This is a genomic window from Duncaniella sp., assembly GCF_029056165.1.
GTDB lineage: Bacteria > Bacteroidota > Bacteroidia > Bacteroidales > Muribaculaceae > Duncaniella.
This window is the reverse complement of the sequence record NZ_JAIDBW010000053.1, coordinates 1-16,725: the sequence shown is the minus strand read 5'-3', so window position 1 is coordinate 16,725 and position 16,725 is coordinate 1. Positions and strand designations below refer to the sequence as shown.

12 protein-coding genes and 2 tRNA genes are annotated in these 16,725 nt (G+C 49.3%); 5 read left to right on the top strand and 9 right to left on the bottom strand.

All coding sequences use genetic code 11. The features are described from left to right. Positions 1 to 138: 138 nt before the first annotated feature. Both K2G41_RS11350 and K2G41_RS11345 read right to left on the bottom strand, forming a co-directional pair. Positions 139 to 212, bottom strand: a tRNA-Asp gene (locus K2G41_RS11350). A 241-nt stretch (positions 213 to 453) separates the two neighbouring features. Then, positions 454 to 1,224, bottom strand: a complete 771-nt coding sequence (locus K2G41_RS11345; RefSeq protein WP_300118275.1) for a DNA alkylation repair protein — start codon at positions 1,222 to 1,224, stop codon at positions 454 to 456. A gap of 349 nt (positions 1,225 to 1,573) precedes the next feature. Here K2G41_RS11345 and K2G41_RS11340 point away from each other — a divergent pair. From K2G41_RS11340 to K2G41_RS11320, 5 genes are all read left to right on the top strand, one after another. Further along, positions 1,574 to 1,650 (top strand) — tRNA-Ile (locus K2G41_RS11340). A gap of 202 nt (positions 1,651 to 1,852) precedes the next feature. Then, on the top strand, positions 1,853 to 2,425 hold the full coding sequence (locus tag K2G41_RS11335; RefSeq protein WP_300118273.1) for a Crp/Fnr family transcriptional regulator: 573 nt from the start codon (positions 1,853 to 1,855) through the stop codon (positions 2,423 to 2,425). A gap of 130 nt (positions 2,426 to 2,555) precedes the next feature. Then, positions 2,556 to 3,194 (top strand): hypothetical protein, encoded by a 639-nt coding sequence (locus tag K2G41_RS11330; RefSeq protein WP_300118270.1) that lies wholly within the window; start codon positions 2,556 to 2,558, stop codon positions 3,192 to 3,194. 36 nt (positions 3,195 to 3,230) lie between these two features. Next, the gene (locus K2G41_RS11325; protein ID WP_300118268.1) at positions 3,231 to 3,950 is read left to right on the top strand and encodes a hypothetical protein; all 720 of its coding nucleotides are present in this window, start codon (positions 3,231 to 3,233) and stop codon (positions 3,948 to 3,950) included. Between the two features lie 162 nt (positions 3,951 to 4,112). Continuing rightward, positions 4,113 to 4,595: a copper resistance protein NlpE N-terminal domain-containing protein gene (locus tag K2G41_RS11320; protein ID WP_300118266.1), complete on the top strand. Its 483-nt coding sequence runs from the start codon at positions 4,113 to 4,115 to the stop codon at positions 4,593 to 4,595. A gap of 284 nt (positions 4,596 to 4,879) precedes the next feature. Here K2G41_RS11320 and eno read toward each other — a convergent pair whose 3' ends face one another. The 7 genes from eno to K2G41_RS11285 all read right to left on the bottom strand — a co-directional run. Then, positions 4,880 to 6,172 carry a phosphopyruvate hydratase gene (gene eno, locus K2G41_RS11315; RefSeq protein ID WP_300118264.1) on the bottom strand — a complete coding sequence of 431 codons (1,293 nt, stop codon included), beginning with the start codon at positions 6,170 to 6,172 and terminating at the stop codon, positions 4,880 to 4,882. A 210-nt stretch (positions 6,173 to 6,382) separates the two neighbouring features. Next, positions 6,383 to 9,607: a carbamoyl-phosphate synthase (glutamine-hydrolyzing) large subunit gene (gene carB / locus K2G41_RS11310; RefSeq protein ID WP_300118262.1), complete on the bottom strand. Its 3,225-nt coding sequence runs from the start codon at positions 9,605 to 9,607 to the stop codon at positions 6,383 to 6,385. Between the two features lie 27 nt (positions 9,608 to 9,634). Beyond that, positions 9,635 to 10,705, bottom strand: coding sequence for a glutamine-hydrolyzing carbamoyl-phosphate synthase small subunit (gene carA, locus K2G41_RS11305; RefSeq protein ID WP_300118260.1), 1,071 nt, complete (start codon positions 10,703 to 10,705; stop codon positions 9,635 to 9,637). Between the two features lie 119 nt (positions 10,706 to 10,824). After that, the gene (locus K2G41_RS11300; RefSeq protein WP_300118258.1) at positions 10,825 to 11,877 is read right to left on the bottom strand and encodes a phosphoethanolamine transferase; all 1,053 of its coding nucleotides are present in this window, start codon (positions 11,875 to 11,877) and stop codon (positions 10,825 to 10,827) included. 659 nt (positions 11,878 to 12,536) lie between these two features. Then, entirely contained in the window at positions 12,537 to 14,813 is a 2,277-nt protein-coding gene (locus K2G41_RS11295; protein WP_300118256.1) for a RelA/SpoT family protein, read from the bottom strand. A 37-nt stretch (positions 14,814 to 14,850) separates the two neighbouring features. Further along, positions 14,851 to 15,942 (bottom strand): mannose-1-phosphate guanylyltransferase, encoded by a 1,092-nt coding sequence (locus K2G41_RS11290; protein ID WP_300118254.1) that lies wholly within the window; start codon positions 15,940 to 15,942, stop codon positions 14,851 to 14,853. Positions 15,943 to 16,064: 122 nt separating this feature from the next. Beyond that, a partial coding sequence (locus K2G41_RS11285; RefSeq protein WP_366145426.1) for an FtsX-like permease family protein occupies positions 16,065 to 16,725 on the bottom strand: 661 nt, incomplete at its 5' end.

Sequence of the window (16,725 nt, the reverse complement as noted above, 5' to 3'; positions counted from 1 at the left end):
TTTATTTCATCATGCCTCATCCCTATCCAGAGGCCACACATAGGGACGCATCTATCGGCTTGTCCGATACGGGTACAAAAAAAAGAATGAGTAATGATGACCGAAGTCAAACAATTACTCATTCTCCTCTCTCCTCAGCGGTATGGACGGGACTCGAACCCGCGACCCCCTGCGTGACAGGCAGGTATTCTAACCAGCTGAACTACCACACCAAGGTTTTGAGATGCATCGTACAGCGTCCGGATTTTGTCGCCCTTTGGCGTCGCGGTTACTGCCGTTTTGCGAGTGCAAAGTTATGAATGTCGCGTGAACTGTGCAAATATTTTTAAAAGATTTTTCAACATTGTTAGAGTTTTGCGAAAAACAGACCAAAAATCATTCTGTTTATCCATACAATCATGCCTCTGCCTACGTCTAACAGCTCATACATGCAACGGTGATTACTCTGTAGGTTTACTTCTCTCGCGGAATGCTCATATAGTATCGCCTTACGTCTGCAGGAAGTTTTTCTATCGAATAGCGCAGCATTGTCCTTGGCATCCGGGCCGCATGGCGGTCGAGAAAATCAGTCAGGACCTCAACCCCGACCTTCTTGCCCATCTCACGGAGCATCCAGCCGGTAGCTTTCTGTATCAGATCGTGGGGATGTGTCAGGTAAGATGTGGCAATTTCTATTGTCGGTCCTGCTATACCCCTACCTAACAATGAATATGTGGCCACGATGGCGATACGTTGCTCCCAGAGATTCTCCGAATGGCTCAGATCAAACAATATATCCGTTCTCCCTGACTCACCCACATAGTCACCGAGGAGTTTCGGCGCGCTCAGATCCACAAGATCCCAGTTGTTGCATCGACGGGCATTCGCAAGATAAAAGTCCACGATTTCCTTGCAGCCATCCTGCTCACCGCTGACATCAGCACCGCTGTGTGCATTCCGCTTCTTGGCCTTGCACGCACGCCTGTAACGCTCCACTAGCACGAGCAGCGCAGACAGCCGGTGTTCATGGATTTCTGACGTAAGCATCGCCTGCACTGCTCCCAACGGCATATCTGCCATAAGGCGCGACACTTTACGGACGCCGGGGACAGGCACTCCGATAAACACGTCTCCCTCGCCATATTCTCCCGGAGCGGTCTTGAAGAAACGCTGAAGCACCTCGCGCTTCCCCTCAATCACTTCATCGGCAAGCATATCCTGCCATATATTCAAAATTTCATCCATAATTCAATCGCCGGATAAATTGAAAAATATTATCTCGTGCAAAAATAGACAATCTTTCAAAAATAGCCCCACAAAGACCGGAAAACTTTAGAACTGACTAAACCTATCACAATATCAACCCAATTACGATATCAACTCCATTATAATGTTAACCCAATTATAATGTCAACCCAATTATAATGTCAACCCAATTATAATGTCAACCCAACCTAAGAAAAAATATCTTTTGGAGCAAAAAAAATATTCGCTGTCTATTGTCAGGAATGAAAAAAATATCTACCTTTGCATCGCTAAAAGTCAGAGTGTGCAAAGCACACCGTTAACACTTCCAAGCTACGCAACCGCGTAAGGTCCTATAGCTCAGTTGGTTAGAGCACCTGACTCATAATCAGGGAGTCCTTGGTTCAAGCCCAAGTGGGACCACCAATGTTAATCAAAAGTCGCTGAGATCCAGCGACTTTTATTTTTATCATTACTTTCAGCGTCCTTTCCGGATCATACGGTATTACGGAAATCCAAGCCTTGGTGTCCTGCTTGTGTGTCGCGTCTGAGAGCTGAAGTAGATGCCGAGACCTGATAAGCAGCGGGTAATTTCACTCATAAATTTTTTCAAATAATATTCGTAAAGATGTCACAGTTCAACTCGTTTGAGAATGCGATAGATTTCTCGTTTTGGAGAGAGATTTGTGAGGAATACGGTACTCGGCGCAGTTACTGCCGTGGCGATTACTTCACTCACACCGGTACTATGCTTCAGGAGGTAGGATGGATAGTGTCAGGAGGTTTCAAACATTCATTGATCGACAATGCCGGCAATGCAAAAGCTGTCGGTTTCGTTTTTGACGGATCGGTACTCGCCAACTATCAGAGCGCAATGCTCGGACGACCAATGCAGACTGACATTATCGCCCTCGAAGATTCTGAAGTGTTGGTGATTCCGGCTGAAATAATCAGGAAAAGACTTGCTTACGACCCGACTCTCAACATCTGCTTTGCCCAAGCATTGTTCGACCAAGCCTACAATCATATCCTTAACGACTACCGCTTTACACCGATCGAACGTTACCGTCAGCTCATCGGACGCTTCCCCCGGATCACACAACTTGTCCCTCTTGCAGAGATAGCTTCCTATCTTAATATATCCTACCGTCAGCTCCACAGGATCAGGGAAGCTATCCTAAAAGAACAGCAGCACAGCTAATGTGACAAATGTCACATCCGCTATCCTTATATTCTCATATCTTTGCCGACAGAAATGCAGGCTGCCGTGTCAAAATGGATAAATTCTGACACAGCCACTTTTAATGGGATCAATCCACAAACGACAAGATATGAAAAGACTCTATCCGGCTAACTTTTTCAGATTATCGAGAATCTTCACAGTTTTATGTCTGGCGGTATGTTTCTATATGACGGCTGACACAAAGAAGATTTATCCCGCATTATACGGGAGCGTATATCTTAACTCAGGCGACTCCATAATTGCCGACGGCAATTTGTGTGTCGGTCTTCAGAAAAAGAAAAAGGAACTGCGTATAATCTCCGATGCCTATACCGGCAACAACAGGATCATACGGACCATTGAACCTGAGACGGTTGACTCCCTTATAGTATGGTCAAAGACAGCACCTGACCATCCCCACAAATTCAGGTTCATCAAGGAATACGGCTGGTGTTTCGAAGCCGAGCATAGCCCCTACATTTCAGTCTGCTGCTATGCTCCTAAAGGCTATCGTTGTGGCGGAAACGGCGGACTATGGATGTATGGCAAATGCAAGATGCTCGTCATCAAGGACGGAAAGATATATGAGTTCGGTCAGCCGGACAAAAGGGTTGACAAGAAAATGCTTACACAACTCGAATCACTGGTAGCCGATGACCCCGCATTATCCATTTATATAAGCAAGGCCAAAGGCAGGCGTGACAAGATCCTGAGAAGTCTCGTAAACTACAATCCTGAAAAGCTGTAAAATCAATCATATAACCTAAACTAAATCAATATAACCATGACAGCCAAACAGCTCATTTCTCTTTTCATCGCCGTAGCGACATGCTTCACAGCATTTGCCGAAAAAGATCCTGACGACTACCACGTTCAAGTAGTGCTGGCTAACGGCGATACCATAACCGGTTACATACACAACGACCTGAAAACAGGTCTGAAAAATCTTTTCTCAAAAACTGGTTCACTGCGTCAGTACATCAACGTCGGATCTGAGCTTAAAGGTGGCGAGACAAAACGCTACAGCGCATCTGAGGTCAGGGAATACAGATTCTTAGAACCGACTGAAGCCTACCCTGACGGCTCCGTCTGCATTTCGGAGATAATAAATGCGCCAAAAATGTTTAAAGCGTTAAACTACATCCGCGGATTCGTATGGCAACTCAACCGTCGTGACAGCGGCTCCATCCTGAGTTGGGACGTATGGGAGTCAACCGGTGGACAGAACAGTACAAGCAGACTCGTGCCCGCGACAGGTGTAAAATTCAAAGGTGCGCCAGCCGCATTCATTATAGCGGTAAATGGCAGGTTCAATGACACACTACTGAGGTATTATCTGAATAAGAAATATCCCGAACTCAAGAAAGCATGGGAGGAATACTATCACAAAGGTAAAGATGCGAAAGCTCACAGGAAAGAATTGCTCGACAATCCATCCACCGCCCTACTCTTTTATGAAAATTTCATAGCCGACAATCCTCCGCTAAATGATAGTAAAGAGTAGGCCATAAGGATGAGGAGGCATTCCCTCTTATACCTGTATTGCACTTATTGTCCATAATCAGACAGGAATCAGAAGTCATCGGTTAAAAATCAATCATCTGGTTTTAAACTTTTCCTTCAGTCCTTTTGTTTATATTAAAAAACAATAAAAGATTCAAAGGATATGAAGAAATCAATTTTAATGGGAGCTGCCGCTATGGCAATGCTTTCTCTCGCAGCTTGTTCAAACAACGGTAGCTGTAACGGTTCAACTTGCACCAAGGACAATGGTAAAGAAGCAGCATATACAGGTATAATTCCCGCAGCTGACTGCGACGGTATCCGTTACACTGTCTTCCTTGACTACGACGATGCCGGTGCCGAGGGCGATTTTCAGCTTCTGGAAACCTATATCCAGTCTGACTCAACAAGTGCTATTGGATATTCCGACATTGCAAGCTTTGCAAGCGAAGGTGATTTCACCATCGGAAAGCAGGGCGACAAGACTTATCTGAAGCTTGTCAAGGACAAGGATTCATCAGCCAGTACAGCAGATGCCGTACAGTATTTCATCATCGATTCTGACTCGACCATTACAATGGCAAATTCAGATCTCGAAACTTCCACAGTTCCGGGTATGAACTACACTCTTAAAATCGCCAAGTAAGAATTCTGACATAGCTCAGACTACAATCCAATAAAACCCACGCACCTTTGCAGACTGAATTGTCCACAAAGGTGCGTGGGTTTTATTGGTATTATTTCCCATCAAGCCGTAGAGACCTTCTTCAAATGGGGGTAACTTTATAGAGGGCGGTGAAGCACCAAAAATTCAAAGGGGACATAGCGAGCCATAATAGCTCAGTATGTCCCCTTTGGGTTTTGCTTTTTTTATGATGTCAAGGCTTTGTTAGCCTCGGATCATTGGCTGATTCGGATCAGGCGCGATGATTACTCAGGACGCTTGGTCTTTTTGCCATAGCCGTACTTTGCAGCAGCACCGAGTTCCTCTTCGATGCGGAGGAGCTGGTTGTACTTGGCCATACGGTCAGAACGGCTTGCAGAACCGGTCTTGATCTGTCCGGCGTTGGTAGCAACTGCGATGTCAGCGATAGTAGCGTCCTCAGTCTCGCCTGAACGGTGAGAGATGACAGCAGTGTAGTTGTTACGCTGAGCGAGTTCAACGGCGCGGAGGGTCTCGGTGAGTGAACCAATCTGGTTAACCTTAACGAGGATTGAGTTAGCGCAACCCATCTCGATACCCTTTTCGAGGTACTTAACGTTGGTCACGAAGAGGTCGTCACCTACGAGCTGGCAACGGTCGCCGATGAGATCGGTAAGGATCTTCCAGCCTTCCCAGTCGCCTTCTGCCATACCGTCCTCGATAGAGTCGATAGGATATGCGTTGACGAGTTCCTGAAGGTACTTGGCCTGCTCCTCAGAAGTGTAACGGGGAGCGTCGGCACCCTGCTTCCAAGTGTAGTCATACTTGCCGTCCTTGTAGAACTCAGAAGAAGCGCAGTCAAGACCGATGGTCACGTCCTTACCGGGAACATAGCCTGCAGCCTCGATAGCCTTGATGATAACGTTGAGAGCGTCCTCAGTTCCGTCGAGTGCGGGAGCGAAACCACCCTCGTCACCTACTGCTGTAGAGAGACCGCGGTCATGGAGAACTTTCTTGAGGTTGTGGAACACTTCAGTGCCCATGCGGATACCTTCCTTGAAGCAGCATGCGCCGATGGGACGGATCATGAATTCTTGGAAGCAGATGGGAGCGTCAGAGTGAGCACCACCGTTGATGATGTTCATCATGGGAACGGGGAGCACGTAGCTGTTGCAGCCACCGATGTATTTGTAGAGGGGAAGGTCGAGATAGTTGGCAGCAGCCTTTGCAACGGCGAGAGATACGCCGAGGATAGCGTTTGCACCGAGGTTTGACTTGGTTTCAGTACCGTCAAGTGCGATCATGGTCTCGTCGATCTTGATCTGATCGAGAGCACTCATACCCTTGAGAGCGTCAGCGATAGGACCGTTCACGTTGGCAACAGCCTTCTGAACACCTTTGCCCATGTAACGAGACTTGTCACCGTCACGGAGCTCAAGAGCTTCGTTTACACCGGTAGAAGCACCAGAGGGAACAGAAGCGCGACCGAATGCGCCTGATTCGAGGGTTACATCAACTTCTACAGTGGGGTTGCCGCGTGAGTCAAGGACTTCACGACCGATAATTTTTTCAATCTTCATAGTCTATAATTAATGTTTGGTTGAAATTTTCACCTTAGTTTTGGCCTTGTTGAGGCGAATTGATGATTTTGCATAAATGCGAAGGCAAATTTACAAAATCTCCGCAGGCTTTGCAACAAGAGGCCGTTTAAAATTTCTTGTATTTTGTAAAAGCTAAGAATTTTAATGATTAGTTAAGCATTAAAAGAGCTATCACTACAGAGTCCCGACTCAATACTCGTCCCAGCTCTTGATCTCGATATCATCGAGCGGATGGGTTGTGAACGCATCGATATATGCCGAGGCCAGACGGGCGTTGGTCATCAGCGGGATGTTGAGGTCGATGGCCGCACGGCGTATCTTGTAACCGTTGGTAAGCTCGGTGGTCGAGAAGTTCTTGGGAATATTGATCACCATATCCACCTTGTGGTCATGGAGCAGTTCGATGGCCTGCGGCTGCATGTCGGGCTGCGACGGCCAATAAACGCGGATAGCCGGGATACCGTTGTCATTGAGGTAGGTATGCGTGCCACCGGTAGCGTAGATGGTATATCCGCGATTGGAAAGTTCATGAGCGGCATCAAGGAGGTCGGCTTTCTGCTTGGGAGTACCGGTTGACATCAGGACGGCCTTGGATGGAATGCGGTTACCGACAGAAATCATGGCCTTGATGAGAGCTTCAGATGAATCGACACCGATGCAGCCCACCTCACCAGTCGAAGCCATATCGACACCGAGGACGGGGTCAGCACCCTGCAGACGCGAGAAGCTGAACTGCGATGCCTTTATGCCCACATAATCGAGGTCGAAAGCACTCTTCGAAGGCTTCTCGACCGGCAGACCGAGCATGACGCGGGTAGCGAGATCGATGAAATTGATCTTGAGCACCTTTGAAACGAAGGGGAAGCTTCGGGATGCACGCAGGTTACACTCGATCACCTTGATATCGTTGTTCTTGGCGAGGAACTGGATATTGAACGGACCAGAGATATTGAGAGCCTTGGCAATCTGACGCGAGATCTTACGGATGCGGCGCATGGTCTCGACATAGAGCTTCTGGGGGGGGAACTGGATGGTTGCGTCGCCTGAGTGGACACCGGCATATTCGATGTGCTCGGAAATGGCGTATGCGACTATCTCGCCGTCCTGCGCCACGGCATCCATCTCGATTTCCTTTGCTCCGGAGATGAACTGTGACACCACCACCGGATGCTGCTTGGATACGTTGGCCGCAAGCTGGAGGAAGCGTGTCAGCTGCTCCTGATTGTGACAGACATTCATTGCGGCACCTGAAAGCACGTAGCTCGGACGGACAAGCACGGGGAAGCCTACCTCATCGATGAACTCGTTGATGTCTTCGAGGCTCGTAAGCTCACGCCAGCGGGGCTGGTCGATACCGAGACGGTCAAGCATGGCCGAGAACTTGTTGCGATCCTCGGCATTGTCGATGCTTTGCGCGGTCGTTCCGAGGATGTTGATGTGTTGAGCGTCAAGACGTGTCGCAAGGTTGTTGGGGATCTGACCGCCGACCGAGAGAATTGTGCCGTGAGGCTGTTCGAGGTCAAGGATGTCCATGACGCGTTCGAATGTCAGCTCATCGAAATAGAGGCGGTCACAAATATCATAGTCAGTGGAGACAGTCTCCGGATTATAGTTGATCATCACCGAACGCCAGCCTTCTTTCTTGACGGTAAGGAGTGCGTTGACCGAACACCAGTCAAACTCTACGGACGATCCGATGCGGTAAGCACCCGAACCGAGAACCACGATCGAACGGTGGTCGTGGAGATACTTAACGTCGTTCTCACGGCCGTTGTAGGTGAGATAGAGGTAATTGGTCTGTGCAGGATATTCAGCTGCAAGAGTGTCGATCTGCTTGACCACCGGAAGGATGCCGAGCTTCTTACGGAAGGCACGGACATCAAGGAGTGCCTTTTCAGGCTCTGTAAGGCGATCCTGATAGATCTCACGGGCGATCTGGAAGTCACTGAAGCCCTGTTCCTTTGCCTGACGCAGCAGGGATTCGGGGAGTGACTCAAGTTTATCATAGTCACGCAGCTCGCGTGCGGTGTTGATAATATTCTGAAGTTTGAAGAGAAACCATTTGTCGATCTTAGTGAGATCATGGATCTGATCAACCGTGTAGCCCTTGAACAAAGCTTGTGCAATGGCAAGGATACGCTTGTCGGTGGGTTCCTTGAGGGCATGTTCCAGATCCGGAAGATCGCGCTGATTATTTCCCACAAATCCGTGCATACCCTGACCGATCATACGCAGGCCTTTCTGAATCACTTCCTCGAAAGTACGTCCGATGGCCATGACCTCGCCGACTGATTTCATGGATGAACCGATCTCGCGACGCACACCGTGGAATTTACCGAGATCCCAGCGGGGGATCTTGCAGACGATATAGTCAAGCGCGGGTTCGAAAAACGCCGACGTTTCCTTGGTGACTGAGTTACGGAGGTCAAAGAGACCGTAGCCGAGACCGAGTTTGGCCGCGACAAATGCCAAAGGATAACCGGTAGCCTTCGAGGCGAGTGCGGATGAACGGCTGAGACGGGCGTTGACCTCGATGACACGATAGTCCATCGAAGTCGGGTCAAAAGCATACTGCACGTTACATTCGCCGACGATGCCGATGTGGCGTATGATCTTTATGGCAAGCTTGCGCAGCATGTGATAATCTTCGTTTGAGAGGGTCTGCGAGGGGGCTACGACGATGGACTCACCGGTATGGATTCCCAGCGGGTCGAAGTTTTCCATATTGCAGACGGTGATACAGTTGTCATAACGGTCACGGACAACCTCATACTCGACCTCCTTCCAGCCTTTGAGTGATTTCTCCACAAGAACCTGCGGAGAGAATGCGAGAGCTTTCTCCACGAGGGATACGAGCTCCTCCTCATTGTCACAGAAACCGCTGCCGAGACCGCCGAGCGCGTAGGCCGCACGGACAATCACGGGATAGCCGAGAGTAGCGGCGGCGTGTTTGGCATCCTCAATAGAGTTGACAGCCTCGCTCTTGATGGTCTTGACGTCGATCTCATCGAGTTTCTTTACGAAAAGCTCACGGTCCTCGGTGTCCATGATAGCCTGCACAGGGGTGCCCAGCACCTCGACCCCATACTTTTCAAGCACTCCGGAACGATAAAGCTCCACACCGCAGTTGAGCGCGGTCTGACCGCCGAATGCAAGCAGAATACCGTCAGGCTTCTCCTTACGGATTACCTTTTCAACAAAATAAGGTGTCACCGGCAGGAAGTAGATCTTATCGGCAAAACCTTCGGATGTCTGGACGGTGGCGATATTGGGGTTTATGAGGACGGTCGTGATCCCCTCCTCCTTCATGGCTTTGAGAGCCTGCGAACCGGAGTAGTCGAACTCACCGGCCTCACCGATTTTCAACGCGCCGCTACCAAGCAGCAATACTTTCTTGATGTTCTCGTTACGCATGGTGAATAATTACCTGAAGGGATGACGTTAAAGCATTTTGATAAACTCGTCGAAAAGAAATTCCGTGTCCTTCGGTCCGGAACTTGCCTCCGGATGGAACTGTGCGGAAAAATACGGTTTCGACTTGTGGCGGATACCTTCGTTAGTACCGTCGTTCATATTTATAAAGAGGGGTTCCCAGTCAGCGGGCAGAGTCTCGCTATCGACGGCGAAACCGTGGTTCTGGGATGTGATGAAACATTTCTCAGTTCCGGCAAGACGCACGGGCTGGTTGTGGCTTCGGTGACCGTATTTCAGTTTATAGGTCTTTGCACCAGCCGCTTTTGCGAGAAGCTGATTGCCCATGCAGATACCGCAGATAGGTTTGCCGTTTTCCATTGCCTTGCGGATATTGACCACAGTCTCCTCGGCCATATCGGGGTTGCCCGGACCGTTGGAGATGAAAAGACCGTCGTAAGGAATGGTGTTGAAATCATAGTTCCAAGGCACACGGATCACCTTGACGCCCCGGCGGGTCAGACAACGGATAATGTTGTGCTTGACACCGCAATCCACGAGCACCACAGTCTTGTCACCGCTTCCGTGGGTCTCCACTTCCTTGCAGCTAACTTTCCCGACAAGATTTTCAAGATTGGGATCATAAAAATCGACATCGTCACAGCCGTCAATTATAATCTTTCCGAGCATTGAACCGTGTTCGCGGAGATGCTTGGTCAGCTGACGTGTGTCGATGCCGTAAATTCCGGGTATTTTTTCTTCCTTGAGCCATTGGGCAAGGGAGCGGTCTGCCTGCCAGTGGGAGTGATCGAAGGAATAATCCTGAGCCACGATGGCCTTGCAATGGATGTTGTCGCTTTCGTAATACTCACTGACGTCGTCTTTCTCGCGGCGTGGCGGGACGCCGTAATTTCCGAGAATCGGATAGGTAGTTACCAGTATCTGACCTTCGTATGATGGGTCGGTCAAACTTTCGGGATAGCCGATCATAGCAGTGTTGAACACCACTTCACCGGCAGTAGAGGCTTCATAGCCAAAGGATTTCCCTTCAAACGTTGTGCCGTCTTCAAGAATGAGAACGGCGCGCTTAGACTGTCGCATGCGGTTGATGGATTATGAAGTTTATGGGACGCACTATTTCCCGTCCGCAAAGTTACGACATTTTTAGCAGATAACGTGGCTTCAACTGTAAAAAATCCCAATGTCCATCCCAGAAACTATCATTCCGATCCGAATGGCTTCCCATCTACATAACGCGGTCTCTCTCTGAAAAATGATGAAAGAGGATCTCTTACAGAATCATAAAGCGCGTGGCGCGTACCCGTAAGGTGCATTATCATCTGCGGCAACTCTGAAGTCGAGAATTTTCGTGAACGGGCATCTCTCATCTCCTCGGCCAAAATTGGATTAGCATTTCGGCAAAGGACGTTCATATATATGATGAAAGGGACTTCCGTGAATTTTGGATCACGCCCATTATACTTACGGTCATCATAGACATTCTCGCCGTGATCAGACAAATAGACCATTACCGCAGGTTTTCCGACAGAATCAACCATATCCATCACCACACCTAAAATACTGTCAGTATAGAGGATCGAATTATCGTAGGCCGCAACCACACCGGCACTACGCTTATCCAACCACTCACGCGGGGTGGTTTTCAGAATGTCATCATACTTAAATTTATACATTGAGGGGGGAACGCGATTTTCATACTGTATATGCGAACCCATCAGATGCAGAAATATCACCTGCAATGAATCGTCCGCAGCAATCGCGTCTGATAAAATTGGCAACAGAACCTCGTCATACTTGGAAAGCAGATGATCTTCAGAATCCTCAGCTCCAACATATTTAACCACATCAGCATCCATGGAAAGAATCCCTGAGAGATTAGACCATTCGCCAGTACGCTCCTGATTGGACAACCAGTATGTACGATAACCGGACAACCGGGCTACCTGTATGACAGTCGGATAATCATACCACTCTTTTTCAGTCGGTTCATCTGTCATGAATGAAAGAAGACGGGGCATATTCTCGGCAGTTGAAGTGGAAGATGCCACAGCATTATTAAACAGGATCAGGTCAGAAGATCTGGCTTCCAGTTCCGGAGTGGTAGGCAATGGATAGCCATAAACTGCGAGATGATCGCGGGAGGCTGACTCCCCTATGACAACCACAAGTTTATCTATCAGATGGGCGGAGCTCAGGCTCTCAGCATCCGGAAACACGCGTGGAACAGCTTTAAGTTCCCGGACCTTACTCATGTTTCTCAATACTCCAGATACCGATCTATAAGTCCTCATACAGACTATGTAATTAGTCCTCCCCCATGAAGATGTCAGGCTGACATATCCAAAATAGCCGATCCCTACAAATGAGACACCGACCACAAACATACAAAATAACCGCTTCGGAATAGCTATAACGGCATACACGAAAACAACCCAGCCCAAAAGGACACAGAAAGTTTTCCATGAAAACAGCATTTCCCTAAATCTGACAGCAAGTCCGGGAAGAAATTCATGCACCTCACCAGCATTCGTCTCGGCAAGAATGGTCAACATTTTCCGCGATATTCCAAATCCGTATAGAAGAGTGGAAAGTCCGTTGACAAGTGACAGCAGTATGAATACGATAATGACAGCTATAGTCAAATAATACAGCCAATTAAACCGTTTCAAAAAAACATATAGACCTGTCAGTACCGTAGCCTTAGACACAGCTACGGCCACAATACATAAGATATTAACTACCCGTGACGGGAGATTGGAATAATACTCAATTATGTCCGCGACAGATCCAAGGGCTGCAAACAGCAGGATAAGCCACAAGAGGATTGGAAATCTCTTATAAAACTCTTGAATACGAAATCCATCCATCGCCATCATTTAAAGTTATCACGCAACTTCCTCGATAGGAAATCTTATTTCTCATAGGAGCGGACGCGGTCGGCCTTGCTGACACCTTCGATCTTTATGATGCTCTTACAGAGTTCATCGACAGCCTCGGTGTTTGAAACAAGCACATCAAGCTCGCAGGTAAACACTTCCTTGTCGGCCGCAATGTTCAGACGACGGATGTCGATATTGAGCGCGGTAGAGATCATGCGGGTGAGTTCCTGAAGGATACCGTGGCGGTCAATGCCCTCGATGCGTATGTTGGCAAGGAAGCTTCCTGTAACCTCATCCCACTTGGTGGCGAGAATCCGTGGACCGAAGCTGGCCTTGAGCACCTGTGCACGCGGACATGTGAGCGAATGCACCTCGACCGTGCCCTCATCCGTGATGAATCCCATCACTTCATCGCCGGGTATCGGACGGCAGCACTCGGCGAAAGAGAAATTACTCTCCTGCTCGTTGAATCGCAGGACGTATGTTTCCTTTGTGTTTATTTCCGGTTGTTTAGGCTTATCAGCCCCGGTTTCCTCGGTCGCAGAAAGGAGCTTCTTGACCTTCATTTTCTTATTATCACCACCGAAGCCGAGACGGAAGAGACGCGACACGAGCGAACGCGCACCACGCGAGGTATTGACGTTTAGATAATCGTCGATCGACACCTCTCCGCTGCCGAGCTTATAGAAAAGTTCTTCGCGCGAGGCTACATGATACGTTCCGAGGATCTTTGTCATAACGCTGTTATTGACAATAATGTCGTTCTGCACCATGAATTCATCGAAGATCTTCTTTCCTTCCTCGATTACAGGCTGCTGCACACGGCGCAATTCCTTGCGGAGACGGGTTTTGGCCTTTGCGGTGGCGAGAAAATTCATCCATTCCGGTTTCGGAGACTGCGAATTGGAGGTGAGGACCTCCACCTGATCACCAGAATTGAGACGATGAGAGAGCGGGACAAGTTTATGGTTGACTTTACCGGCTATGCAGTGGATACCGATTTCAGAGTGGAGCGAAAACGCCACGTCGAGCACAGTCGCACCGGCTGGAAGCGTAAGGAGTTCACCCTTGGGCGTGAACACCACGATTTCCGTGGCAAACAGGTTGAGTTTCAGTGTGTCGAGGAAGTCAATGGCACTCGGAGTAGGATCATCAAGTATATCCTTGATGGTTTTCAGCCAAACATTGAGTTCACTCTCCTCCTCATGCTCGCCTATCTTATATTTCCAATGCGCGGCAAAACCCTTTTCAGCAATCTCGTCCATGCGGCGGCTGCGGATCTGCACCTCGATCCAGTTTCCGTCAGGGCCCATGAGGGTCACGTGGAGAGCCTGATAACCGTTGGCCTTAGGATTTGTAATCCAATCACGCGTGCGGTCAGGATGCGGACGGTACAGATCGGTCAACGCAGAGTAGATCTTGAAACACATCTCCTTTTCGGACTCTCCTTCCGGCACATCAAAGATGATACGCATGGCATAAAGGTCATAGACCTCCTCGAAGGGTATGTGTTTGGTCTCCATCTTGCGCCAGATGGAATAGACGGACTTCAACCGGGCCTTGGCCTCATAGTCAAGCCCCATGGCGTCGAGACGCTTCAGGATAGGAGTGGCGAAATCATTATAGACCACCTCACGTCCGGCCTCGGTCTGTGAGATCAGGTCGGCTATGCGCCTGTACTCACCGGGGTGCTCATACTTGAAGCTGAGATCCTCCAGTTCGGTCTTGATTTCGAAAAGTCCGAGGCGATGGGCAAGCGGAGCGTAGATGTAGAGGGTCTCGCCCGCAATCTTGTACTGCTTATTAGGAGCCATCGAACCGAGGGTGCGCATGTTGTGGAGACGGTCGGCCATCTTTATCAACACCACGCGTATGTCCTCGCTCATGGTAAGCAGCAGCTTGCGGAAATTCTCAGCCTGAGCCGAAGCCTTGTCGCCGAAGATACCTCCGGAAATTTTTGTCAGACCCTCGACTATACGTGCTATCTTACGACCGAAATGCTGCTCGATATCCTCCACGGTATATTCCGTATCCTCCACCACATCGTGGAGAAGCGCGGCACAGATGGATGTCGATCCCAGACCTATCTCCTGCGACGCGATCTTGGCGACGGCGATAGGATGGAGTATGTAAGGCTCGCCGGACCGTCGGCGCACTCCCTTGTGAGCATCCTTTGCAAAGCGAAAGGCACGCTCTATGATCTCCACTTTCTTACGGTGGTTACTGGCGAGGTAGCCGTCAAGCAGATCGCGGAACTGCTGCTCCACATAGGCATCCTCTTCTTGGGGAGTGAGTTTGTATTCCTGCATATTGATCGTAAGGCTATTGTGTGTATCGGTTGTTGTTTCAGAGATATTTATCGCCAAACGAAATCTTGGCGTCGTTGACCATCTGCTTGATCCGCTGTTCCTCGGCCTTGGGACAGATAAGGAGCACATCGCCTGCGTCGGCTATGATATAATCCTTCAGCCCGTGGACCACGACGAGTTTATCGGGCTGCTGGACAGCAAAGATGTTACCCTTGCTCTCGTATGCGAGGACGCTGCAGTTCTGCGTCACATTGCTGTCGCTGTTGCGGGGCGAATTGTCATAGAGCGCGCTCCAAGTTCCGAGATCGTTCCACCCGAAGCTGACACACTCCACATAGACATTGTCGGCCTTCTCCATCACCGCATAGTCAATCGAGTTGGAGGGACATGCAATGAAGTTGGCCTTTATGAACGCCTCTTCTTCCGGAGTGCCGAAGTCGGCCTTTCCACGGTCAAAGAGAGCCGTAAGATCGGGATTGTATTTATGGAGCGCATCAATGATCGTCGATGCTTTCCAAAGGAAGATTCCTGAATTCCAGAAGAACTCACCTGACTCAAGGAACACTTTCGCAAGCTCAAGATTCGGCTTTTCGGTGAATGTCTTCACCTTCAGTATGCCGGGTTCAGCTTCCTGACCGACCTGAATGTAACCGTAGCCGGTTTCGGGACGTGTGGGTGTGATTCCGAGAGTAAGAAGCGCGTCATTTGACTCCACAAACTCAAAGCCACGGCGCACACAGTCGAGGAAGATGTTTTCGCGTGTGATCAGGTGGTCACTCGGAGTGACAATCATTGACGCTTCGGGATCAAGAGCCGCTATATGGTAGGCCGCCCATGCGATACAGGGAGCGGTGTTGCGGCGTGCTGGTTCAAGAAGGATGTTGGAGGGGAGCACATCGGGCAACTGCTCACGGATGAGGGGAGCGTATTTTTCATTTGTAACCACTATGACATTTTCCTTGGGTACTATCGGAAGAACGCGGTCATAAGACATCTGGAGCAACGAACGTCCCGTGCCGAGGAAGTCGATGAACTGCTTCGGACAGTCCTCTCGTGAATAGGGCCAGAAACGGCTTCCCACTCCGCCACACATGATGACGCAATATCTATGGTTGGTTGGTGTTGACATGATCTGATCTTTTAATAAAATGCCTGAGGTTTGATAACACAAATTTTTATGACTGCTAAATTACGAAATTTATTATCAATAGCCAAACTTCACCACCTTGATTTTTATCCATAATCCACAGTTCATCTACCGAAGGGAGGGCGGACACTGCGCGAGGCTATGAATCCGGAAATACAACCGATAACCACAACGACTCCGGCGGTCACGAGCACATCGGTAAATTCGAGGACACAGGGATAGGTGACGATGGACATCTGCGAATGGTCACCTCCGAGCGTGATGATGCCGAAATGTTCCTGAACAAGACAGAGGATCACACCTGTCACGATACCCGCAGCACCTCCGGCAAGAGCCACGAGCAAGCCCTGATCAAGAAATATACGCCGAAGCATCGAATCCGGCGCACCTACCGCGCTGAGTATGCGCAGACTTTCCTCCTTTTCTATTATGAGCATGGCGAGGGATGACAGGATATTGAACGAGGCCATGACGAGGACGAACACGAGCATAAGGAAAGTAATCCATTTCTCGATGGCTATCATGCGGAAGGAGTGTGACTCCTGTCTGAGGCGGTCTGCCACAATATATGATTCCCCAAGTCTGCTTTCAATCGCCTTGACGACGTGACCGACATCGTGTCCCGGCTCTATGGCTATCTCAACGGCCGTCCCTTCGGTGGTATAGTCAAGAAGTTCACGGGCACTGTGGAGCGGAAGATAGATCATGGCGTTGTCAAACTCAGGCTGATTTGTCCGATATACTCCGCTGACCATGAGCGTGTCC

What these genes read in the sequence shown, in the direction of transcription:
- K2G41_RS11330 (WP_300118270.1), top strand. Translation starts at nt 2,556, where the DNA reads ATGAAAAGACTCTATCCGGCTAACTTTTTCAGATTATCGAGAATCTTC.
- K2G41_RS11300 (WP_300118258.1), bottom strand. Translation starts at nt 11,877, where the DNA reads ATGAGTAAGGTCCGGGAACTTAAAGCTGTTCCACGCGTGTTTCCGGAT.
- K2G41_RS11320 (WP_300118266.1), top strand. Translation starts at nt 4,113, where the DNA reads ATGAAGAAATCAATTTTAATGGGAGCTGCCGCTATGGCAATGCTTTCT.
- K2G41_RS11325 (WP_300118268.1), top strand. Translation starts at nt 3,231, where the DNA reads ATGACAGCCAAACAGCTCATTTCTCTTTTCATCGCCGTAGCGACATGC.
- eno (WP_300118264.1), bottom strand. Translation starts at nt 6,172, where the DNA reads ATGAAGATTGAAAAAATTATCGGTCGTGAAGTCCTTGACTCACGCGGC.
- K2G41_RS11345 (WP_300118275.1), bottom strand. Translation starts at nt 1,224, where the DNA reads ATGGATGAAATTTTGAATATATGGCAGGATATGCTTGCCGATGAAGTG.
- carA (WP_300118260.1), bottom strand. Translation starts at nt 10,705, where the DNA reads ATGCGACAGTCTAAGCGCGCCGTTCTCATTCTTGAAGACGGCACAACG.
- K2G41_RS11290 (WP_300118254.1), bottom strand. Translation starts at nt 15,942, where the DNA reads ATGTCAACACCAACCAACCATAGATATTGCGTCATCATGTGTGGCGGA.
- carB (WP_300118262.1), bottom strand. Translation starts at nt 9,607, where the DNA reads ATGCGTAACGAGAACATCAAGAAAGTATTGCTGCTTGGTAGCGGCGCG.
- K2G41_RS11335 (WP_300118273.1), top strand. Translation starts at nt 1,853, where the DNA reads ATGTCACAGTTCAACTCGTTTGAGAATGCGATAGATTTCTCGTTTTGG.
- K2G41_RS11295 (WP_300118256.1), bottom strand. Translation starts at nt 14,813, where the DNA reads ATGCAGGAATACAAACTCACTCCCCAAGAAGAGGATGCCTATGTGGAG.